Origin of the sequence: Shewanella algae, assembly GCF_009183365.2 — a bacterium.
Lineage (GTDB): Bacteria > Pseudomonadota > Gammaproteobacteria > Enterobacterales > Shewanellaceae > Shewanella > Shewanella algae.
Genome location: NZ_CP068230.1, coordinates 3,730,404 through 3,751,112, shown reverse-complemented (window position 1 = coordinate 3,751,112; position 20,709 = coordinate 3,730,404). Strand labels below are relative to the sequence as shown.

Sequence of the window (20,709 nt, the reverse complement as noted above, 5' to 3'; positions counted from 1 at the left end):
AGGCAATAAAGAGGTGAGTATGAGCTTAAAAATAGTGGTTCTGGATGGCTTTTGTCTCAATCCTGGCGATCTCGATTGGTCGCCACTCAAGGCGCTTGGGGAGCTTAGCGTCTATGACAGAACCCCGGCGGAGCTTGTGCTGCAGCGCGCCCAAGGCGCCGATGTTTTGCTCACCAACAAGACAGTGCTCGGGGCGCAGCAACTGGCGGCGCTGCCCGGGCTCAAGTACGTAGGCATTCTTGCCACGGGTACCAATGTGGTTGATTTACAGGCCGCCGGCGACCTTGGCATCACAGTCACCAATGTGCCTGGCTATGGTCCGGATGCGGTGGCGCAGATGGTCTTTGCCCATCTCTTGTATCACACCCAACAAGTGGCGCAGCACCACCAAGCGGTGGTGGCGGGGGCCTGGAGCCAGTGCGCCGACTTCTGTTTTACTCTGTCACCGCTGATGTCACTCTCGGGCAAGGTGATGGGAATAGTCGGTTATGGTGATATAGGCTCGCGGGTGGCGAATATTGCCAGGGCGATGGGGATGCGGGTGCTGCTGCATACCCGAACCGAGCGCCATGACCTGGCCGAAGGCATCAGCTGGGCGCCACTGGAGCAGCTGTATCGTGAAGCCGATGTGATCTCGCTGCACTGCCCGCTGACAGCGGCGACCGAGAAGATGATCAATCAAGACTCGCTGCAGCTGTTAAAGCCCGGGGTGATCTTGATCAATACCGCCCGTGGCGGGCTGGTGGATGAAACTGCGCTTGCCACAGCTCTCAATCAGGGCAAGTTGCGGGCCGGAGTGGATGTGCTCTCCAGTGAGCCTCCCAAGCCGGATAACCCCTTGCTCAATGCCAAAGGAGTCAGCATAAGTCCGCACAATGCCTGGGCGACAATAGAAGCCAGGCAGAAGCTGTTGGATATTGCCGTGGACAATCTGCGCGCCTTTATTGGCGGAGACTCAGTTAACCAGGTTTAGACGCTATTAACCGAGTTTAACTGTTGCACAGTTGCCGATAGGAGCGGGACTCCAACATGGCTTGGGTCAGCCCGAACCGGGCCGCCAGTTGCCAAAGCTCGCTGCGAAGCTGCTCCAGCTTATCGCTATCGTCGGTCATGATCGCCAGCTCGGCAAAATCGCCGAGCCCCGCCAGGCTGTCCAGTGTCATATGCCACTTGCCGATAAAGTAGATGCTGCGGCGTTTTTGCAGCCGCTGCACCGGCACATAGCCCATGGCGCTGAGCATGCTGCGGGCCCTGGCGGCATCCGAGATATTGACCGCTTCACAGCAATCCGCTCCCGGGCCCTTGAGGATCCACAGCAGATTGTTGGATGGCTGCATCTCCCGGATGCACAGTGACTTGTCCGCCGCGGCCAGTTGACCATCCGGGGTATCGAAGTAGCAGTCGTCCTCCTGATTATCGGCAAACATGCACTCATGCTCCATGGCATTGATGCGCTCAAGCAGTTGTTGTTTGCTGCAAGATTCATTCAGACGGAACTTGAGTTCCACTTCATACTTACCCTGAAAATGCTGGCTCATGGCGGTCTCTTTTAAAAAATTACTTCTACTTTGGCGGCAGAGCGCAGCGCCTTGTCTATGGCGCTTTGAATATCCAGATCCCTTGCCAGGGCAACTCCCAGACGGCGGCGACCATGGATCTCCGGCTTGCCGAACAGTCGCAGCTGGGTGTCGGCTTCGCTCAGCGCTGCTGCAAGGCCTGTGTAACGCAGGTTGTCTGAGTCGCCTTCTTTGAGTACCACAGCCGAAGCGCTGGGGCCGTGCTGGCGGATATTGGCGATCGGCAATCCGAGAATGGCACGCACGTGCAGGGCAAACTCGGACAGATCCTGGCTTATCAGGGTCACCATGCCGGTGTCGTGGGGCCGGGGCGAGACTTCAGAGAAGTAGACTTCATCGCCCTTGATAAAGAGTTCTACCCCAAACAAACCGTGGCCGCCGAGCGCCTCAACCACTTTGGCGCCTATCTGTTGTGCCTTTTCCAGGGCCGCTTGGCTCATGGCCTGTGGCTGCCAGGATTCGCGGTAGTCACCGTCTTCCTGCCTGTGGCCTATAGGCGCACAGAAATGAATGCCGTTGACTGCACTTATGGTGAGCAGGGTGATTTCGTAGTCGAAAGGCACAAAACCTTCGACTATCACCCGGCCTTGACCGGCGCGGCCACCTTGCTGGGCATACTCCCAGGCCGCGGCTATCTGGGCTTGCTCGCGGATCACGCTCTGGCCCTTGCCCGATGAGCTCATCACAGGCTTGACCACGCAGGGCAAACCTATTTGGGCCACCGCCTGATTGAATTCTGTCTCAGTGTCGCAAAAGACGTAGGGCGAGGTGGGGATCCCCAGCGTCTCTGCTGCCAGACGGCGAATGCCTTCTCTGTCCATGGTCAACTGGGTGGCTCTGGCGGTGGGCACCACCTTCAGACCTTCGGCCTCCATCTTTGCCAGCGTTGCTGTGGCTATGGCTTCGATTTCCGGAATGACCAGATGGGGTTTTTCCAGCTCGATGACGGCGCGCAGCGCCTCGGGATCGAGCATGTTCACCACATGAAAACGATGGCTGACTTGCATGGCAGGGGCATTGGGGTAGCGGTCGACGCCAATGACTTCGACGCCCAGGCGCTGCAGTTCAATCGCAACTTCTTTGCCCAGTTCGCCGCAGCCGAGCAGCATGGCGCGCACGGCGCCTTGGCTAAGGGGAGTGCCTAACATAGTGTGGGTACCTTTGGTTATTGTAGCTGCCTGTGGCAGCGGATTTTTTTGCTAGTTTACCCTTTGGCAATCGGCTTGGGCGGAAGGCTTGATAAATTGTGCGCTGGATCACTGCTTGCGCTGCTGTGGCGGATGTTGAAACTTTGTTATTCTTAAGTCCGCTATTATCGTGCGGGAAGCCAGAATGCAGGATGTCAAAGACTTAACCGGGGTGCTCAGGGGCGGTACGCCCTTGGTGATAATTGAAACGTATGAGGAGCCCAGGGTACTAGAGCTGCTCAAACGAGTGGCCGGTGTGCTGATGCGGCCCCTGTATGGCTGGAGTGTTACCCAGGGGCTCAAGCGGCTGGACAGGGAAGTCGGGGTGCAGAAATTCAATGCCGAACCGACCGATATTCTGGCGCACATCAAGGCCAGCCAGCAGCAGGGGATCTATGTGCTCTGTGACTTTCACCCCTATGTGGTCGATGCGCCGCGTAACGTGAGAATGATCAAGGAGATTGCCCTTGAGCACGAAACCTTGCAGCACACCCTGGTGATGGTCAGCCACGCCTTTGATGTGCCCCCTGAACTGAGCCGATACTGCGCTCATTTCTCCCTCTCCATGCCAGGGCAGGCCCAGTTGGAAAACCTCATTATAGAGGAAGCGCGCCTGGCCCGAGCCAAAGGGGTATTGAATCGTCTCGATGAAGCCGTGATCCCACTGCTTGCCGGTAATCTTCGCGGTCTGAGCCATGCCGATGCCCGCCGTCTTGCCCGTAAGGCCATCTGGGATGATGGTGCCTTGTGTCACTCGGATATTCCCGTGGTCAACAAGGCCAAGTTTGAGCTTTTGGATATGGAAGGTGTGCTGCAATTTGAGTACGACACCTGTGACTTTGCCGATGTTGCCGGGCTTTCCAGACTCAAGGAGTGGCTGAACCACAGGCGCCTTGGCAGCGATGCGCAATCATTCGATACGCCCAAGGGAGTGATGCTGCTCGGGGTGCAGGGTAGCGGCAAGAGCCTGGCGGCCAAGGCGGTGGCCGGGATCTGGCAGCGGCCTTTGCTGCGCCTGGATATGGCCGGACTCTACAATAAGTACATAGGCGAGACGGAACGCAACCTCAAGAAAGCGCTGGAGATGGCCGAATTGATGGCGCCCTGCGTGCTCTGGATAGATGAAATTGAAAAGGGGCTGGGCAGCAGTAACAGCGATGAAGGCACCTCGAAGCGGATCCTCGGCACCCTGCTGACCTGGATGGCAGAGCGCAAGTCCGAAGTCTTTATGGTGGCGACCGCCAACGATATCAGCGCGCTGCCCCCCGAGCTGCTGCGTAAGGGACGCCTGGATGAGATATTTTTTGTCGACCTGCCGGACAGCTCCACCCGGGAGGAGATCTTCCGTATCCACTGCCGCAAGCGCAATATCGATCCAGCCGCGCTGGAATTGGCGAGTCTGGCAAGCGCCAGTGAAGGTTTCTCCGGCGCCGAGATAGAGCAGGCGGTTATTTCCGCCCGTTATGCCGCGAGGGCAGCTGGGCAGGAGGCCAACCAGGCCTGGCTGCTCGATGCCCTGAGTCGGACCCGCCCCTTATCTGTGGTGATGGCCGAAAAGCTCAATGCCCTGCGTCAATGGGCCAACGGCCGCACTGTGATGGCTCACGGTTGAGGCGGAAACTGGCTCAGGATCCGCATCACGGTTTCCCGGGTTGCCTGAGCCTTACCTTCGCCGCCATCGCTGAAGCTGAACTGATCGCTGCCGCGCCAGATGAGGCGGTTGCTGGTGGCCTCTATGATATCGATTTGTATGGTCTGGAGTTTGGCATCGGCTCCCAGAGGCACACCCACACTGGTGCCCACGCCTATGCCACCGCCAGATCCCCAGGTGCCGCTGCCAAGGCCGATGGAGAGGCCCTTGTCTTTCGGCTTATCTGTAGTGCGAAAGGCAAAGGAAACCTTGAAGTCCGCTGACTCGGTGACTTCGATAAATTGTTTGCTTTTCAGCGTGTCGACAATCGCCTGATTGATCCGCTCGGCGCTCAGGGGATCATCACTGCTGGAAATCGGCAGGGGGGTGAACTTTTGTAGCTTGGCGAAGCTGTATCCTGGGTCGTAGTCTTGTTTCGGCTGCTGGGCGCAGGCTGTCAGCAGCAGGGGTAACAGCAGCAAGAGTGTCCTGAATTTCATCGCTTGTCCTCCGTGAAGGGATATACCTTACCCTGTGACTTTGTGCCAAAGCGGCCGTCAGTGCAAGAAGTGGATAAAAAATCGCCTTTTTAAGAATGAGATGATATACCTAAGGTTCAGCCGTCAGAGAGCCTGCATTTACGCCCCTATGGAACAACTGGTCTTTTTTGATATCCCCAGCCCCTGTATCGGTGTCTGCCAGACAGATGCCAAGGGCTATTGCAAAGGTTGTTTTCGGAACCGCGAAGAGAGGTTCGATTGGCTCAACTTTTCCGATGCTCGTAAGTTGGATGTCATTCGCCTGTGCAAGGCGCGCAAAAGGCGCTGGCAACTGGCGCAGATAAAGGCGCGCAGGGAACAGCTCAAGGAGGAAGAGTTGCAGTTGAATCACAGCCTGGACTTTGATGCCAAAGGCGACGAAGACGAACCTCTGGACTTCAGTGATTTCAGTCTCGATTGAATTCCCGCTTGGGCAGGCTGATGCAAAAACGGGTTTCCCCGGGGCAGCTGAACAGCAGGATTTCGCCGTGATGGCGCTCGACTATGCGCTTGATAATTGCCAGCCCCAGCCCAAAGCCTTTATTGCTGTTACGTGAGGTATCGCTGCGGACAAAAGGCTCGAAAATCTTGTGCTGTTCCTCTTCTGGGATCCCTTCACCATCGTCTTTAACCTCGATAGTTACCCTGTCTTTTTCTTCATTCAGAGTCACCAGGATTTGGCTTTCGGCAAAGCGCTGGGCGTTGGTGAGCAGGTTTTGCAGTGCTCTTTCAATCAAGGCCGGTTCACAGGTGAAGGGCAGTTTGGCGACGGAGCTATCCAGGGTTATCGGAATAGGGCTCAGGCTCTGCAGTCTGTCTATCACTTGGCGGCAGAGGGCGGTGAGATCGCAGCTCTCCTGTCTCAGCCCTGTTTGGGCCGACTCCAGGCTGGCGTAGGTGAGCATCTCCTGCAGCAAGGATTCCATCTCTTTGACATCTTCTGTCATGCCGGCAATAAAGTCGGCTCTGGCCGCTTCATCGGCGCCTTCACGGCAATAGTTGGGGATCAGCGCCAGGGCAAACTTGAGCCTGGCCAGCGGAGTGCGGATCTCGTGGGAGACAGCATTGGCCAGGTGGCGCTGGTTGTCGATAAGAGCACCGATATGCCTCGCCATCTCATTGAAGGTGTGCGCCAGGGGTTTTACCTGAGAACGGGGTGACAGCTTGATACGGGTATCCCATTTGGCCTGACCAAGTGCCTGGGTGGCTTGTTTCAGCACTTTGAGATCCCGTGATAGCGGCCAGACCCAAACCAGGGCAACCCCGGCCAGAGATAGATAGAAGAACAGGGTGAACAGGCCGCGCAGACTGGCTCTGGGGTCTGTATCTATTGGGCCTGTCATCAGCACCTGTTGATCCAGACGGATAAACTGCATCTGCTTGCCAGAGTTGGTCAGGGTGGTGAAGACTTCACCGGGAGCCAATTCGCCATCGTCTGCCAGGGTGATCTTGTCGGCACTGAACAGACGCAGCGGGTAAGTGGCATTGACATTGGCGGCGGCAATCGCCTGTTGCCGCTGCTCTGGGGGCATGGGCTTCAGCATGGCCGCCATCGCCATCAAAGGCGCATCGGCCAACAGTTCCGCCTCGTCATCGTGTTGCTGCCAGAGGGCGTCGAGGGTCCATCCCAGCCCGAGAAAACTCAGGCTGATCAGCAGGTACAAACTGATGAAGAGGCGTTTCACGCGGTAACCTAAAAGAGGATTAGCTGTTCCAGGCCTCGGGAGCAAATAGATATCCCTGGCCCCAGACCGTCTTGATCCTGAACGGTGTTTCTATGTTATCGCCCAGCTTCTTGCGCAGGCGGGAAATGCGCACGTCTATCTTGCGATCCTTGCCGTCGAAATCGATATTCAGCAAGCATTGGTAGATATACTGGCGGCTCAGCACCTGGCCGGCCTGGGATGCCAGCAGCCACAGGAGTTCAAATTCGTGACTGGTGAGATCCACCTCTTTCTCGCCCAAACGAATCGCCTGGGTGTGAGGATCTATGCTCAGCTTGCCAAAGCTCAGGCAGTGGGATTCTGCCATAGGTGGCTTGGTATGACGTCTCAGCAGATTGTTGATCCGCGCGACCAAGAGTGCCGGGTCAACCGGTTTAACCACATAGTCATCGGCGCCCAGTTCCAGGCCTTTGATTTGATCTTCGTTGGAGCCAAGTGCGCTCATCAGCAGGATAGGGCCGGCAAAGTAATCCGGCAGCTTTTCACATAATGTCAGTCCATCCATCCCCGGCAGCATGATGTCCAACAGGATAATGTCCGGTTTGTAGTTAAGCAGTCTGGTCAGTACTGTGTCACCGCGGCGCTCAACTTCTACATGCATGCCATGGGACTTGAGATAATCCACAATAAGGTTGACAAGACGAATGTCGTCTTCCACCAATAAAACTCGGTGAGTCGATTGCGCTGAGGTCATCAGAATAAACTCCAAGGGTTACGATATCTTCGCCTGACGCTGGTGTCAGACACGGGCGTAGTTCTAAAGTAAACGCCGGCTAAGGTTTGCCATGTGTCTTTATCTACCATGACAAAGTGAATGTCCTCACTGGTTGTGAGTCGGAATGTGAGGCTGTGCACATCTTCAGTTTCACTGCACCAACGTTGTAACCCTTCGTAATCAGAAAGGATACAAACCGCACCGTTTGTATTACTCCAGCTTAAACTGACGTCAAGCGAACAGGTGTCCTCTTCACTCTTGAGAATACAGAGCTGTGGTGTGATAGCCAGCTTGGCTTCTTGATTATTATTATCTGGTTCGGCCTGTACCTTGGCTGCAAATATCATTGACAACATCAGCAGCGGGAACAGCCAACACCAGCCTTTTGCTAAGCGCACCTTGTTTTAAAACCTATAGGCAGCACCAATGAAAAAAGCTCTGACATCATCTTCATCCAGCAGAGGGCTCTTGGCTATTTCATCGGCAAGTTGGGTATAACGCAGTCCTAATACAAGATCCCAGTCCTCGTTGAGGCTATAGCGACCGGTAAACTCCAGTCCGCGGTTAAAGCCTGAACTCCCCTGGTACGCCTGACTCCAATAGGCATTCTCGCTTGGTCTTACGCCAAAGTAATAGTCGACTATTTCTTTACTCTTCCATTCTATGTTCAGGGCAAACTCCAGTTTCCAGCGTTCCAATGTCAGATGATATAACCATCTGGCTTTGGCTTCAGTGCCCCGGTGAACATTGAACATATCATGTGTAAGCGAAAGATTCAGTATACCGTATCGAGTGTAAATAAAAGCCTCGGCTCCGCCAAGAAATGTAAAGTGCCTGTCCTCCAATTCGTTAAAAACTTTTGGTGGTTCACTGCTTTGCATTAACATTACCGGCGCGGCGCGGCTCTCCGGGGTAATGGAGACTTGAGATCCGCCACTGAAGGTAAACACATTGCTGGGATCCCAGCGGTAGAAAAAAGCCCGCTCTCTGCTGTAAGCCGTCACCAGGTTGATGGTGTAGTTTTCCGACTCCGCCAGGGTCAGTCCCAGATTACCGTTGTCAAAAAACCAGTTCTCACCATAGTAGGCAATACTGGGGATCACATAGAGGGGAATATCGTCCTGATGGCGCAAGGGGTTGCTCTTTTGGCCGTAACCCAAAGCCAGTCCAAGATCCCATTCACCAACAGGTATGCACTCTCTCTCCTCGCAATAGGGATGGGCCCAGGCGCTGAGAGAAAAGAGGCTGATAATGAATAAACAGAGCCGTACAGACATGAATACCGGAAATATCAGTAATAACTATGACCAAGATTGTGCAGAAGATTAGCATTTGTCCGGCGCAAATTCAGAGATTTCTTTCGTAAAGGTTGCAATTTGATACAGACGTAATCTTTGTTTGGCAGAGGTTTCAGCTCTGGGCAGACATCCGGGACTGAGGTAGCATGATGAAAATCAGCTGAAAAAAAGGACAAAGCTATGGCCCGTAATCCCTTCGATTGGCAAGATCCCTTGCAGTTTGACAGTCTGTTGCAGCCGGAAGAAAGGATGATCCGTGACACTGTGCATGAATATGCCCAAAGCAAGTTGCAACCCAGGATCCTGCAGGCAAATCGCGAGCAATACTTTGATCCCGAGATCATGACAGAGCTCGGTGCTCTGGGGTTACTCGGGGCGACTTTGCCTACTGAATATGGCGGCGCCGGGGTCAACTATGTCAGCTATGGCCTAATTGCCCGGGAGATAGAGCGGGTCGACAGTGGTTATCGCTCGGCCATGAGTGTGCAGTCCTCTTTGGTGATGCATCCGATTTTTGCCTACGGCAGTGAAGAGCAGAAACAGAAATACCTGCCAAGGCTGGCACGGGGGGAGCTGATTGGCTGTTTCGGCCTTACCGAGCCGGATGTGGGGTCAGATCCCGGCGGCATGAAGACTCGCGCCGAAGCCATCCCGGGAGGGTATCGGCTCCATGGCAACAAGATGTGGATCACCAATTCACCGATTGCCGATCTCTTCCTGGTTTGGGCCAAGCTGGATGGGGTCATTCGTGGCTTTTTAGTGGAAAAGGGCACCCCTGGGCTGTCGGCGCCCAAGATAGAGGGCAAGTTCTCTCTCAGGGCCTCGATAACCGGCGAAATCGTGCTGGACGGGGTTGAAGTGGGTGTCGATGCTCTGCTGCCCAACGTCGAGGGGCTCAAGGGGCCCTTTGGCTGTCTCAACAAGGCCAGATACGGCATCGCCTGGGGCGCCTTGGGCGCGGCCGAGTTTTGCTGGCATGCCGCGCGGCAATACAGTCTGGACCGAGTCCAGTTTGGCAGGCCGCTGGCGGCCAATCAGCTGATCCAGAAAAAGCTGGTGGACATGCAGACAGAGATCACCACGGCGCTGTTTGCCTGCTTGCAGGCCGGTCGCTTGTTGGATCAGGACAGTTTGGCTATCGAGGCCATCTCGCTAATCAAGCGTAACTCCTGCGGCAAGGCGCTGGAAATCGCCCGCCAGGCCAGGGACATTCACGGTGGGAATGGTATCAGTGACGAGTTTCATGTCATCCGGCATCTGATGAACCTGGAAGCGGTCAATACCTATGAGGGGACCCATGATATTCATGCCTTGATCCTGGGGCGGGCCCAGACAGGCTTGGCGGCTTTTAGTTAAGGAGAACAACAGAGTGCAGGCAACAGAGTTTGAACCCAAGGTGAGTCAGTCACAACAAGAGGTGGTGGTGCGCCACAGCGAGCACACGGATATTCCGGCAATACGGGCGCTATTTACTCAGCCCAGCTGTTATGCCGGCACCTTGCAGCAGCCCTTTCCGTCACTCGAAAAGTGGTATAAGCGCCTGGGCGAACTGCCGGATGGTTACTATTCTCTGGTCGCAGAGTGGCAAGGGGAGGTGGCCGGTCAGCTCTCCTTACAGGTACAAACCAACCCCAGACGTAAGCATGTGGCCGATCTGGGGATGGCGGTGAGTGAAGAGTGCCGCGGTATCGGCGTGGGCTCTACGCTGTTGGCAGCCGCTGTGGATTTGGCCCATAACTGGTTGGCGGTGAGACGCCTTGAGCTGACGGTTTATACCGACAATCACGCCGCCATAGCGCTCTACAAACGCCATGGCTTTGTGATTGAGGGCGAGGCGAGGGACTATGCCTTCCGTGATGGCGAATATGTGGATGTATTTTTCATGGCCAACATCCGCGAATGATTACTCAAACATCAAGAACAGATAGACCACAAACAACACTAGGTGAGTCGCCCCGTGCAGCGCATGGGTGCGGCCACTGCTGAAACTCACCTTACAAACCATCAGCGTGGTCACCAGCAATACCATATCTGCGGGACTGAGCCCCAGCCTGACCTCTTCACCGGCAATACTGCCCACCAAAAGTACGGCAGGTACGGTCAGGGCTATGGTGGCCAGCACAGAACCAAAATAGAGATTCATCGCTCTTTGCAACTGATTATTGAGCGCGGCTTTTATGGCCCCTACGGCTTCCGGCGCCAGAATAATACAGGCTACCAGGAAGCCACCCAGGCTCGCCGGCGCGCCCAGAGTGGTAATGCTGTAGTTGATGGGCATGGCCAGGGTCTTGGCCAGCAGCATTACGGTTACCAGGCAGATGAGCAACAGCACTCCGTGGTAGAGGTTGGAGTGGCTGGAGGCATGATGATGGTGCTCATCATCCAGATGGTCGGCATCAACAAAAAAGTGGCTATGGCTCTTGGTTTGGATCATCAGGAAGATGCCATAGAGCATTATCGACACCAAGCCAAGCATCCAGGACATGGAAACCGATAGGCCGCCTATGCTGCCGCCTTCGGTAAAGTTGGGTAGCACCAGACACACCAGGGCCAGCGGGATAATGGCGACCAGGTAGGATTTTACCCCATCGAGATTGAATTGCTGGGTATGATAACGCCAACCGCCCAGCAGCAGTGTCAGCCCCACCAAGCCGGTAGAGATGATCATCACCACGGCAAACATGGTGTCCCGGGCCAGGGTTGGGTTGGAGTCACCTGTCAGCATCACAGAGGAGATCATCACCACTTCCAATGAGATCACCGACAGGGTGAGGATCAGGGTGCCATAGGGATCGCCCAGTCGAATTGCCAGAATATCTGAATGGCGCACGACCCCGAAAATGGTCCAGATCACTACCACAAGCAGCAATATCGACAGCGGGATATAAACGGCGAGCGGAGTTCCGTCCGCCAGATACTCAGCGCCACCTGTCTTAAAGAATAACAAGGTAATCAAGGCGATAAGCAGTGATATTTCTTCTTTGATAAAAGCCAGCATGGCAGGTTTCCATCGTCGCTATAAAGCCGCATTATACTTTGGCATTGGTGTCAAAAAAAACACCAATATGCTGTTTTGCCCTGTTTTTTCTACCCGAATTCAGGGGATATCGGTGGCACTGCACACCTGGTTGCGACCATTTTTCTTGGCCTGGTACATGGCCTTGTCGGTATCTGCCAAGAGCGTCTCCAGCTGATAGCCGGAAATTGCAGCTTCAGAGACCCCAAAGCTGGCGGTCAAGGTAAAGCTGTGACCCGAATCCGAGGTATCGGCCTGCTCCAATAATTCCCGCAGAATTTCGGCAAAGGCTATCGCCTTGTCGATACGGGTCTCAGGCATCAACAAGCAAAACTCTTCGCCACCAATACGCCCCAGTATTTCCTTGCCGTTACATAGGTTTCGGGCGATACGGGCCACTTCTCTCAGCGCCCAGTCTCCGGTCTTGTGACCTTTGGTGTCGTTGATACGTTTGAAATTATCCAAATCCAGCATGATGCAACTCACCGGCAGTTGCTGCAGCTTGCAGTATTCCAGCGCGCTGAGCCCGACCTGAGTGAAATGCCCGCGGCTGAAAATCCCGGTCAGGCAATCGAACTCGGCCAGCTCCCGTAACCGTTTCTGGGTTTTCCAGGATTGGTATCCCCATGTAAGCAGCAAAGTGATGACACAGAAAAGTGCCGCTATCAGCAGCTTGTGGTTGTGGGACTCTGTCTCGGCCAACTGTTGTTTGACCTTGAGCAGCTTGTTCTGTTCATCCAGCAGTGCGATACGATTTTTTTGCTCCACGCTTTGGTGTTCCGCCAACTGGAATGCCAGGGTCTTGGCTCTGATCTCGTCGAGAAAGGCCTTATCGGCTTCGGAATACTGTATATAGGCTTCCAACGCCGCACCAAGATCGCCGCTTTGCCGGTAATACTGATACAGCACCCGAAAGGCTCGGATACTGGGGTCGCCCTTGCCGGCTTCGGCACCGCCTGCCACGGCTTGGATGGCAAACTCTTTGGCGAGTTCTGGTTCATCTGTGCGCCAATAAGCTTCGGCCAGCAGCGAATAATAGCTGGCAATCATAGGGGCATAGCGGGTCGACTCCATTTGGGGAAGCTGATGTAACAAAAGCTCCAGCGCCTGCTGTGGTTTGCCCTCATTAATATACAGCTCTGCCTGGTAACTGAGTATAGCGCTGGCGCCCACGGGTTCATTGGCTTCCCGGCAGATATTCAAGGCTTGGGCAAAAGCTCTGTCAGTGGCTTCAATACGCGTCAAGCCAAACAGCGCCTGCAGGCTGAGTTGGTCGGCAAAACAGAGGCTGCGACCATCATTGTGGCCCTTTTCCTTGAGTCTGGTGGCAAAGTGCAGCCCTTGTTGATACTGCCCCAGAAGGTTGTAGAAAACCGCAGCTACCGCCAGACCATGAACATAGAAGCCGTCGTCCTTGATTTGTGGCAAGAGTTGCAGGGTTTGTCGCAGGTTTTCGGCGCCCTGGCTCCACTCGCGCTTGATGGCATTGGTATTGACCAAAGAGGTCAGCGCCCGAAAGCGGATTTCGAGCACAGCGCTCGACTGCACCAGCTCCTGATAGATACTGCGGGCTTTTTCCAAGCGGCCGTTGAAGGAGTGCTCATAAGCGAGCAGGTAAGACAGGTAGTCCTGCTCGGCAGCAGACATATCGGTACGGCGCAGCTCCAGCTTTCTGAGCATGGCGCTGAACTGCCCGGGCGAACTCGAGCGGATTTCGTCGCTGCGTTGCAGCGCTTCTCCGAGTTCGTCCGAGCCTTGGGCCGCAGTGCTTGCTATCAGGCACAGCAGGGCGCAAATGAGCCGCCTGCCGCTGAACCTCAGGTGCCGTCTAGCTGGCCACAGCTTGTAGCTGTGAAGCTTGATTCTCTTCGTCATCTTCCTGCTCGTCTTTTTCCGGTTCATCTTCGGCCGGGAAAAATATACAGAATACGTCCGGGCAAAGATCCAGCTCGGCCTTCAACTGCAGCAGATCTTTATCTTTGATGGCCGTGGCTATTTCGGCGGATACCCCGGCTTCAGCCAGGGCTTTATCCAGCGCCTCCGGGGCTTGCAGGCTCGGGTCGGCGCCCAGTCGGGCCAGCAGGTTAATCACTTTACTCATACACTCTCCTCGGGTTGATGATACAAGGGCGCCTTGCTACCCAATGCCGCAAGGCGTGCTCGCATTTCTAAGTTAGGTTCGGGTTTTGCAGCCGGAGGGATCACCAAAGTGGTATGGAGCGCCAAAGTGGCCTCTACAAGCTCGCGCAGTTTTATGGCTTCTCTTCTAGGAGAGGCCAGCGCCGTGGTGGCGGCTTCATAAAGCCAGCAGGAGTGCTCTGGACTGTAGAGCCTATAGAGTTCTTCCAACAAGAGTTGCCGATTCTTGGCGACTGTGATTGTCAGCCCCATGTCGAGATCGCCTGCCAGGCCTATCTGCCACAGGATCAGAGTGGCAGTCGGATCGACTCGCCTGTGGTATAGCATGAATTGGGTTGCTTCAAAGTGCTGGCAACCATTTTGACCGGGATCTATGCCAAGGTCGGCATAGAGGCAATCGGCAGCGGATATGCCTGGCAGCATCTGCGCCTCAAAGCCTTCATTCCTGGCAATGGTCACGGCCTGGTGAGGCGCTTTGGCAAACACGCCGGGATGTCCATAGAAGGCACCGACCACTTTTTTACCCAAACGAACTTCACTTAGCATGGTATCGACCATCTCCCGATAGCTGAGATGACGGGATTTTCCGTGAGCATAGCAAGGCTGCAGCGAGCGGACATTGGTATTGAGTTCCTTAAGCCAGAGCTCGACCAGAGGGTCGGATACTCCACAGAACACTATATCGGCCTGCTCGATATGACTAAGGCTGACTGGACTCAGGTGAGCCCCCAGCATCATACCGACGCCGACACAGGTGATAGAGCCTTGCATTGATTTGGCCTCTTTAATTGTTTTGTTAATGTTATCAATGTTTATTATTTTTTAAAGCGCTATTGCTGGTCTGCCACAGAAATGACATCAAGCGGGAGTGCTCAGGCTCGGCCATGACTGGCTTAAACCCCATAGCCAAGGCGACTTTTTTCATCGGTTCGTTCTTTTTATGAGTACGAAGCAGCAGCTCATCGAGGGGCGCTTCACTTGAGAGTCGCTGCTGCATCAGGTGCAGTAGCTCCTTGGCATAACCTTGTCCCTGAGCCTGTGGGCGCAACAAAATGCCTATTTCGCCCACTCGTCCGTATCGGCTGAGGCCCAGTATGCCTATCGGGAGCTGCCTGCGGGTTTTGATACACCAACAATATGTTCGGGGCAGCAACTTGTTGTTGGCTGTCAGGGTATGGGTAAATCGCCTTTCGGCCTCTGTTTCACTGAGCTCAGTTGCGATAAAAGATATGACTTGAGGATCGCGATAAAGGCCGGTGAACAAGTCTTTATCCTCTGCTTTCAGAGGCGTTAACAGTAGTCTTGGACTGGTCAATCTGTTCATGACTCTCCTTAGGGGACTGCCGGCTTGGAAACATTTTTCTTACGGGCAAAGCGAATCGTGCCGCTTGCTCCCAGATCGCGACGGAACACTACATAGTAGGGGTTGAACAGCGGAAGCCCCAGAATGCTCTGGGCCGGCCAATGGGGCAGTTGTCCCATGAGTTTGAATACGGCATGACCATGCTTGGGGGCATTTATTTGCCAATAACAGTCAGCCGGGCAGGTGAGTATGCAGGTTTCCCCCTTTTCTCCTTCGAGGTAAAACAACAGCTCCGGCCATTGCTCAAGCTTGAGTTGGTTGCAGGGGATACCTTCTGCCAGCATTTGCTGCACCTTGGAAAGCTCATGGATAAAGGGCTCCAGCACAGAGGCAGCGTCAGGGTTAAGACGGTAAAGGCTCTGCAGCAAGCGCTTGAACAGACTCTCGGGCAGGCAGATGAGGGAAGCGCCCGAGTCCAGAATGGCGTTACTCGACCCTCTCTGTTCCAGCTTGCTGTCGGTGGGAGGAAGAGGAATGGCATCCTCACCGTGCCAGCCGACGGCTTTGAGATTGAGGTTATAGTAGCGGTCATGGACGACCTTGATATCGATAAATTGGCCATCGTAGAGATGGGTCTGCTCTTCGCCGCCGCCGAATATCAGTATTCCTTGATTGAGACTGTCGTCTTTTAAGCTTGCCTGCCTTGTTTCGGCACAGGCATGGTGAATACTGGATCTATGACAGAGCAGGGCAAACCTGTTGGCGCACAGACCATGTTGTTCCATCAGGGTAAAGCAACTGGGAATATCCTGCTCTGGCGCCTGCGAGATTAAGGTCTTGAAGTGCTGCAGCTGCCTTTGATCAAGCACTTGTGCTTGATCACCAAAGGGCCAGGGAAAGGTGTATTTCTGCCGCTGATGTTGCAGAGCGAGATAATGGCTCAGATCATAGCTGCGATTGAGGGGGGTGATAGGCCAGTCCCCAGATACCGTCAGCCTCAAGGAATGTGTGCCGGGTTTCCTTGTGTACCAAGGCCAGTGGCGTATCTGTTAACTTCAGCTGCGCCGCCTGAACCTGAGTGTGAATGACAGAGCCCAGCCAGCCTCCCTGGCCATAGCAAATCTCCTGTGCCAAGGCCGTTGGCTTGAGTGACATATCCTGTTCAGGCTGATAGCGCCTGTGCAGCACAGCCATGGTGGAGCTGCCGCTATCTATGATGAGGTTAACCTCACACTCTTCACTGCCGAGTTTGAAAGGAGCGGTATAAACGCCGTCTGCCAACAGGTTGTTGAGTGGCAGCAAAGTGCCGTTGACCAAGGTCGCTCTCTGGGTCATAAGAATAATATTTGTTAATTTTTTGTTATCTTGTAAGCCCTTCGAGCGACTGACAAGTGACAGATATTATGCCTGTGGTTGTTTACCCTTATCCCGGGTCAGCCACAAACTGCCCAATACACTGATCAGCAGGATAGCGGCGATGACCGCCAGTGCCAGCATGATAGGCAGATGATAGATATCCAGCAGAAGCATCTTGGTACCGATAAACATCAGGATCAGCGCCAGGCCATATTTGAGCAGCACAAAACGTTCGGCGGCGCCCGCCAGCAGAAAGTACATGGCCCTGAGTCCCATGATGGCAAAGATGTTGGAGGTCAGTACGATAAAGGGATCTGTCGTGACCGCGAAGATGGCCGGAATACTGTCCACCGCGAAGATGATGTCGCTGATCTCTACCAAAATCAGCGCCAGCAACAGGGGCGTGGCAAATAACATACCGCGGCGACGCACCACAAAGCGCTCACCCTGAAGCTTTTTCACCACCCTCAGGTGTTTTCTGAGCCAGCCGAGCAGTTTGCTGTTGGAGAGATCGGTTTCATTCTCTTCCTTGGCAAACAGCATCTTGGCACCGGTAAACAGCAAAAAGGCCCCGAATAGATACAACACCCAGTGGAACTGATTAATCAGCCAGGTGCCGCCAAATACCATGGCGGCGCGCATGACTATGGCGCCCAGCACTCCGTAGAGCAGCACCCGCCTTTGCAGCTCGGCGGGGATGGCGAAATAGCTAAACAGCATCAGCCAGACAAATACATTGTCCACTGCCAGGGCTTTTTCGATGAGATAGGCGGTGAGAAACTCCAGCCCCTGCTGATTGGCGACTTCGAGACCTGCGGTCTGTTTCAGATAGAACCAGATCCCTAAGTTGAACAGCATGGCGACGCTTATCCACACCAGGGTCCAAATCCCCGCCTCTTTGACCGAGACTTTATGGCTGTGACCACCGCCGACAAACTTAAGATCTATCCAAAGGATCCCCAGTACTATTACCAGAAATCCGCTCCACAACCACCAGGTACCCATTTCGTTATCTCCAAATACAACAAAGCCTGCCACCGACGGCAGGCCAGCTGAAGGAGCACGGATCTTGCCTGTCGGCAAGGTCTCACTTACAAAGCACAGCTCAGTGGCTTTGCCCGGTTGCCGGGTGCGCAAACACCGTAATGACGACAAGCCGGCGAGAAGTTACTCCCCTTGGAATATTCCCCAATTTAACAATATGTTGCCCCGATAGCCAGCGCTGGCAGATGAAATTATCTTAATCTTGCCAACCCTCTGCCCTGGACGCAAACGGAATGAAAAAAGGGCAGTCGATTGACTGCCCTTGATTGCCTCTACTTGTTAGCCTATGCGGATTTGCTGTCAGGCTTCCAGTTTGGCCAGCTCGGCTTGCTGCTCTTTGAGCTTGTCCATATCGCGCTTGAGATCAGCCATCTTGCTGCGCTCTTTGTCGATAACGGCGGCCGGCGCTTTGGCAACAAAGCCTTCATTGGACAGCTTGCCTTCAATGCGGGCGACTTCGCCACTCAGCTTATCCAGTTGTTTGTCGATACGAGCCATCTCGGCCGCTACGTCGATAAGCCCCGCCATAGGGATCAACAGTTCCATCTCACCCACCAGTTGGGTGGTGGACATGGGCGCGTTGTCGCCATCGGCCAGAATCGTCATGCTTTCCAGCTTGGCCAAGCTAGTGAAGAAGGTTTGGTTGGCTTCGACACGGGCCTTGTCGCGGGCACTGACACTGCGCAGTAAGGCGTTGAGCGGCTTGGACGGAGCTATGTTGAGCTCGGCGCGGATGTTACGCACGGCAACAATCACTTGCTTGACCCATTCCAAGTCGGCCATGGCCTCGGTATCGACTTTGTCGGCCTGATACTCAGGGAAGGCGGCCAGCATCAGGGTTTCCCCTTCCACACCGGCAAGTGGTTTGACACGGTGCCAGATGGTTTCAGTGATATATGGCATCAATGGGTGCATCAGGCGCAACAGCTGCTCGAGTACAGTCACCAGAGTATGACGGGTGCCACGCTGCTCGGCTTCAGAGCCGTTTTGCAGCACAGGCTTGGTCAGCTCAAGATACCAGTCACAGAACTGGTTCCAGGTGAATTCGTACAGGGTATTGGCGGCCAGGTCGAAACGATAGGCGCCCATATGCTCTTCGAAGGTCTTGACCGTTTGGTTGAACAGACCTGTGATCCAGCGATCCGCCAGCGACAGCTGCATCTCACCGCCGGCCTTGCCATTAGGTGAGTTGGGGCCGCAATCCTGATCTTCTGTATTCATCAGTACATAGCGGGAAGCATTCCACAGCTTGTTACAGAAACTGCGGTAACCGTCCAGGCGCTTCATGTCCCAGTTGATGTCACGGCCGGTGGACGCCATGGCAGCCAGGGTAAAGCGCAGCGCGTCGGTACCGTGGGCTTCGATGCCGTCGGCAAACTCCTTGCGGGTGCTCTTTTCTATCTTGGCGGCCAGTTGCGGTTGCATCATGTTACCGGTGCGCTTGCCAACCAGAGATTCGAGATCTATGCCATCGATCATATCCAGAGGATCCAGCACATTACCCTTGGACTTGGACATCTTGTTGCCTTGCTCATCACGGATAAGCCCGGTCACATAGACAGTCTTGAAAGGCACCTGAGGTGTGCCGTCTTCATCCTTGATGAAGTGCATGGTCATCATGATCATCCGGGCTACCCAGAAGAAGATGATGTCGAAACCAGTCACCAGCACGTCTGTGGGGTGGAAGGTTTTCAGCTCAGGAGTTTGCTGTGGCCAGCCCAGGGTTGAGAAGGTCCACAGGGCAGAGGAGAACCAGGTATCCAGTACATCATCATCCTGACGCAGAGCAATATCGCTTGCCAAGTTGTGCTTGGCACGGACTTCGGCTTCGTTACGGCCGACATAGACCTTGCCGCTGTCGTCATACCAGGCCGGAATGCGATGACCCCACCACAGCTGGCGTGAAATACACCAGTCCTGAATGTCACGCATCCAGGAGAAGTACATGTTCTCGTATTGCTGAGGCACAAACTTGATATCGCCGTTTTCCACCGCTTCTATGGCTGTCTTGGCCAGTGGTTTGACAGACACATACCATTGGTCTGTCAGCAGGGGCTCAATCACCACGCCGCTGCGGTCGCCATAAGGCACTTTCAGGCCGTGGGGCTCGATTTTTTCCAAAAGACCCAGGGTCTCGAATTCGGCGACAACTGCATCGCGGGCCTTGAATCTGTCCATACCGGCATAACGGCTTGGCAAAGAGGCGTCCAATTCGGTGTTGAGGCTACCGTCGACATTCACCACTTCGGCCACAGTGCGGATGGCGGCATCCTGGGTGAGTATGTTGAACATAGGCAGATTATGACGCTTGCCGACTTCATAGTCGTTGAAGTCGTGGGCCGGGGTGATCTTCACGCAGCCGGTACCGAACTCCATATCCACATAGTCATCGGCCACCACAGGAATACGGCGGTTAACAATTGGCAGAATGATCTCTTTGCCTATCAGGGATTGATAACGCTCATCGTCAGGGTGCACGGCAACGGCGCTGTCACCCAGCATGGTTTCCGGACGTGTGGTGGCGACAATCAGATAGTCTTTACCGTCGGCGGTCAGGGCGCCATCGGCGAGTGGATAGCGGAAATGCCACATGTGGCCCTGCTTTTCCTTGTTTTCCACTTCCAGATCGGAAATTGCAGTGTGCAGCTTGGGATCCCAGTTAACCAGGCGCTTACCGCGATAGATGAGATCATCTTCATAGAGGCGAACAAACACTTCCTGCACGGCTTCCGACAGACCTTCGTCCATGGTGAAACGTTCGCGGTCCCAGTCTACCGAGGCGCCCAGGCGACGCATCTGGCGGGTAATGGTGCCACCGGACTGGTTCTTCCATTCCCATACCTTGTCCATAAAGGCTTCACGGCCCAGGTCGTGGCGGCTCTTGCCTTCTTCGGCGGCGACTTTGCGCTCCACCAACATCTGGGTGGCGATACCGGCATGGTCGGTACCCACTTGCCAGAGGGTGTTCTTGCCTTTCATCCGCTGGTAACGGATCAGGGTGTCCATAATGGTATCCTGGAAGGCGTGTCCCATATGCAGGCTGCCGGTGACATTTGGCGGCGGGATCATGATGCAATAGTTGCCCTGGGACTCGTCACCGTGGGGCTTGAAGTAACCTTTCTCTTCCCATACACGGTAGAGCGCTTGTTCAATAGACTGCGGATTGTATGTTTTTTCCATG

The 20,709-nt window shown here is 54.6% G+C and carries 21 protein-coding genes; 5 read left to right on the top strand and 16 right to left on the bottom strand.

The window, feature by feature from the left end:
• Positions 1 to 19: 19 nt before the first annotated feature.
• Complete coding sequence (locus E1N14_RS16855; protein WP_062793816.1) at positions 20 to 973, top strand: D-2-hydroxyacid dehydrogenase; 954 nt, start codon at positions 20 to 22, stop codon at positions 971 to 973.
• A gap of 16 nt (positions 974 to 989) precedes the next feature.
• Here the strand turns inward: E1N14_RS16855 and cyaB are convergent, their stop codons facing one another.
• Both cyaB and purT read right to left on the bottom strand, forming a co-directional pair.
• The gene (gene cyaB, locus E1N14_RS16850; RefSeq protein WP_025011377.1) at positions 990 to 1,538 is read right to left on the bottom strand and encodes a class IV adenylate cyclase; all 549 of its coding nucleotides are present in this window, start codon (positions 1,536 to 1,538) and stop codon (positions 990 to 992) included.
• An 11-nt stretch (positions 1,539 to 1,549) separates the two neighbouring features.
• Positions 1,550 to 2,725 carry a formate-dependent phosphoribosylglycinamide formyltransferase gene (gene purT / locus E1N14_RS16845; RefSeq protein ID WP_025011378.1) on the bottom strand — a complete coding sequence of 392 codons (1,176 nt, stop codon included), beginning with the start codon at positions 2,723 to 2,725 and terminating at the stop codon, positions 1,550 to 1,552.
• Positions 2,726 to 2,909: 184 nt separating this feature from the next.
• Here purT and E1N14_RS16840 point away from each other — a divergent pair, with 184 nt between their 5' ends.
• Positions 2,910 to 4,376, top strand: a complete 1,467-nt coding sequence (locus E1N14_RS16840) for an AAA family ATPase (RefSeq protein WP_062793815.1) — start codon at positions 2,910 to 2,912, stop codon at positions 4,374 to 4,376.
• On the opposite strand, the gene E1N14_RS16835 is transcribed toward E1N14_RS16840, so the two are convergent.
• A complete protein-coding gene (locus E1N14_RS16835) occupies positions 4,367 to 4,894 on the bottom strand; it encodes a DUF4136 domain-containing protein (RefSeq protein WP_025011379.1) in 528 nt (175 codons plus the stop codon). The two genes, E1N14_RS16840 and E1N14_RS16835, sit on opposite strands and share 10 nt — an antisense overlap.
• 148 nt (positions 4,895 to 5,042) lie before the next feature.
• Between E1N14_RS16835 and E1N14_RS16830 the strand changes: the two genes are divergently transcribed.
• Complete coding sequence (locus E1N14_RS16830; RefSeq protein ID WP_025011380.1) at positions 5,043 to 5,354, top strand: DUF1289 domain-containing protein; 312 nt, start codon at positions 5,043 to 5,045, stop codon at positions 5,352 to 5,354.
• On the opposite strand, the gene E1N14_RS16825 is transcribed toward E1N14_RS16830, so the two are convergent.
• The 4 genes from E1N14_RS16825 to E1N14_RS16810 are packed head-to-tail and all read right to left on the bottom strand — an operon-like array spanning position 5,341 to position 8,649.
• The gene (locus tag E1N14_RS16825; protein ID WP_025011381.1) at positions 5,341 to 6,618 is read right to left on the bottom strand and encodes an ATP-binding protein; all 1,278 of its coding nucleotides are present in this window, start codon (positions 6,616 to 6,618) and stop codon (positions 5,341 to 5,343) included. The two genes, E1N14_RS16830 and E1N14_RS16825, sit on opposite strands and share 14 nt — an antisense overlap.
• A 19-nt stretch (positions 6,619 to 6,637) precedes the next feature.
• Positions 6,638 to 7,351, bottom strand: coding sequence for a response regulator (locus E1N14_RS16820; RefSeq protein ID WP_062793814.1), 714 nt, complete (start codon positions 7,349 to 7,351; stop codon positions 6,638 to 6,640).
• Positions 7,351 to 7,770 (bottom strand): DUF3019 domain-containing protein, encoded by a 420-nt coding sequence (locus E1N14_RS16815; protein ID WP_025011382.1) that lies wholly within the window; start codon positions 7,768 to 7,770, stop codon positions 7,351 to 7,353. The genes E1N14_RS16820 and E1N14_RS16815 overlap by 1 nt, the downstream gene beginning before the upstream one ends.
• Before the next feature lie 6 nt (positions 7,771 to 7,776).
• Positions 7,777 to 8,649: a MipA/OmpV family protein gene (locus E1N14_RS16810; RefSeq protein ID WP_025011383.1), complete on the bottom strand. Its 873-nt coding sequence runs from the start codon at positions 8,647 to 8,649 to the stop codon at positions 7,777 to 7,779.
• Positions 8,650 to 8,850: 201 nt separating this feature from the next.
• Between E1N14_RS16810 and E1N14_RS16805 the strand changes: the two genes are divergently transcribed.
• Together E1N14_RS16805 and E1N14_RS16800 are read left to right on the top strand one after the other, a co-directional pair.
• A complete protein-coding gene (locus E1N14_RS16805; protein ID WP_028781616.1) occupies positions 8,851 to 10,026 on the top strand; it encodes an acyl-CoA dehydrogenase in 1,176 nt (391 codons plus the stop codon).
• A 13-nt stretch (positions 10,027 to 10,039) separates the two neighbouring features.
• Complete coding sequence (locus tag E1N14_RS16800; protein WP_223828856.1) at positions 10,040 to 10,573, top strand: GNAT family N-acetyltransferase; 534 nt, start codon at positions 10,040 to 10,042, stop codon at positions 10,571 to 10,573.
• Here E1N14_RS16800 and E1N14_RS16795 read toward each other — a convergent pair whose 3' ends face one another.
• The 9 genes from E1N14_RS16795 to E1N14_RS16760 form a co-directional block, all read right to left on the bottom strand.
• Positions 10,574 to 11,668: a calcium:cation antiporter gene (locus E1N14_RS16795; RefSeq protein ID WP_025011384.1), complete on the bottom strand. Its 1,095-nt coding sequence runs from the start codon at positions 11,666 to 11,668 to the stop codon at positions 10,574 to 10,576.
• 99 nt (positions 11,669 to 11,767) lie between these two features.
• Positions 11,768 to 13,561 carry a sensor domain-containing diguanylate cyclase gene (locus E1N14_RS16790; protein WP_025011385.1) on the bottom strand — a complete coding sequence of 598 codons (1,794 nt, stop codon included), beginning with the start codon at positions 13,559 to 13,561 and terminating at the stop codon, positions 11,768 to 11,770.
• The gene (locus tag E1N14_RS16785) at positions 13,515 to 13,787 is read right to left on the bottom strand and encodes a hypothetical protein (RefSeq protein WP_025011386.1); all 273 of its coding nucleotides are present in this window, start codon (positions 13,785 to 13,787) and stop codon (positions 13,515 to 13,517) included. Before E1N14_RS16785 ends, E1N14_RS16790 begins: the two co-directional genes overlap by 47 nt.
• The gene (locus tag E1N14_RS16780) at positions 13,784 to 14,596 is read right to left on the bottom strand and encodes an SAM-dependent methyltransferase (protein ID WP_025011387.1); all 813 of its coding nucleotides are present in this window, start codon (positions 14,594 to 14,596) and stop codon (positions 13,784 to 13,786) included. Before E1N14_RS16780 ends, E1N14_RS16785 begins: the two co-directional genes overlap by 4 nt.
• Before the next feature lie 34 nt (positions 14,597 to 14,630).
• Entirely contained in the window at positions 14,631 to 15,149 is a 519-nt protein-coding gene (locus tag E1N14_RS16775; RefSeq protein WP_025011388.1) for a GNAT family N-acetyltransferase, read from the bottom strand.
• A gap of 8 nt (positions 15,150 to 15,157) precedes the next feature.
• Positions 15,158 to 15,997, bottom strand: a complete 840-nt coding sequence (locus tag E1N14_RS22075) for a pepsin-like aspartyl protease (protein ID WP_252727295.1) — start codon at positions 15,995 to 15,997, stop codon at positions 15,158 to 15,160.
• A 76-nt stretch (positions 15,998 to 16,073) separates the two neighbouring features.
• Positions 16,074 to 16,463 carry a pepsin-like aspartyl protease gene (locus tag E1N14_RS22070; protein WP_037437370.1) on the bottom strand — a complete coding sequence of 130 codons (390 nt, stop codon included), beginning with the start codon at positions 16,461 to 16,463 and terminating at the stop codon, positions 16,074 to 16,076.
• 66 nt (positions 16,464 to 16,529) lie between these two features.
• Positions 16,530 to 17,489: a TerC family protein gene (locus tag E1N14_RS16765; protein WP_025011389.1), complete on the bottom strand. Its 960-nt coding sequence runs from the start codon at positions 17,487 to 17,489 to the stop codon at positions 16,530 to 16,532.
• A gap of 339 nt (positions 17,490 to 17,828) precedes the next feature.
• On the bottom strand, positions 17,829 to 20,708 hold the full coding sequence (locus tag E1N14_RS16760) for a valine--tRNA ligase (protein ID WP_062793813.1): 2,880 nt from the start codon (positions 20,706 to 20,708) through the stop codon (positions 17,829 to 17,831).
• Between the last annotated feature and the right edge of the window lies 1 nt (position 20,709).

Coding starts and splice junctions, on each gene's coding strand:
- E1N14_RS16855 (WP_062793816.1), top strand. CDS start 20: ATGAGCTTAAAAATAGTGGTTCTGGATGGCTTTTGTCTCAATCCTGGC.
- cyaB (WP_025011377.1), bottom strand. CDS start 1,538: ATGAGCCAGCATTTTCAGGGTAAGTATGAAGTGGAACTCAAGTTCCGT.
- purT (WP_025011378.1), bottom strand. CDS start 2,725: ATGTTAGGCACTCCCCTTAGCCAAGGCGCCGTGCGCGCCATGCTGCTC.
- E1N14_RS16840 (WP_062793815.1), top strand. CDS start 2,910: ATGCAGGATGTCAAAGACTTAACCGGGGTGCTCAGGGGCGGTACGCCC.
- E1N14_RS16835 (WP_025011379.1), bottom strand. CDS start 4,894: ATGAAATTCAGGACACTCTTGCTGCTGTTACCCCTGCTGCTGACAGCC.
- E1N14_RS16830 (WP_025011380.1), top strand. CDS start 5,043: ATGGAACAACTGGTCTTTTTTGATATCCCCAGCCCCTGTATCGGTGTC.
- E1N14_RS16820 (WP_062793814.1), bottom strand. CDS start 7,351: ATGACCTCAGCGCAATCGACTCACCGAGTTTTATTGGTGGAAGACGAC.
- E1N14_RS16810 (WP_025011383.1), bottom strand. CDS start 8,649: ATGTCTGTACGGCTCTGTTTATTCATTATCAGCCTCTTTTCTCTCAGC.
- E1N14_RS16805 (WP_028781616.1), top strand. CDS start 8,851: ATGGCCCGTAATCCCTTCGATTGGCAAGATCCCTTGCAGTTTGACAGT.
- E1N14_RS16795 (WP_025011384.1), bottom strand. CDS start 11,668: ATGCTGGCTTTTATCAAAGAAGAAATATCACTGCTTATCGCCTTGATT.
- E1N14_RS16790 (WP_025011385.1), bottom strand. CDS start 13,561: ATGACGAAGAGAATCAAGCTTCACAGCTACAAGCTGTGGCCAGCTAGA.
- E1N14_RS16785 (WP_025011386.1), bottom strand. CDS start 13,787: ATGAGTAAAGTGATTAACCTGCTGGCCCGACTGGGCGCCGACCCGAGC.
- E1N14_RS16780 (WP_025011387.1), bottom strand. CDS start 14,596: ATGCAAGGCTCTATCACCTGTGTCGGCGTCGGTATGATGCTGGGGGCT.
- E1N14_RS16775 (WP_025011388.1), bottom strand. CDS start 15,149: ATGAACAGATTGACCAGTCCAAGACTACTGTTAACGCCTCTGAAAGCA.
- E1N14_RS22070 (WP_037437370.1), bottom strand. CDS start 16,463: ATGACCCAGAGAGCGACCTTGGTCAACGGCACTTTGCTGCCACTCAAC.
- E1N14_RS16765 (WP_025011389.1), bottom strand. CDS start 17,489: ATGGGTACCTGGTGGTTGTGGAGCGGATTTCTGGTAATAGTACTGGGG.
- E1N14_RS16760 (WP_062793813.1), bottom strand. CDS start 20,708: ATGGAAAAAACATACAATCCGCAGTCTATTGAACAAGCGCTCTACCGT.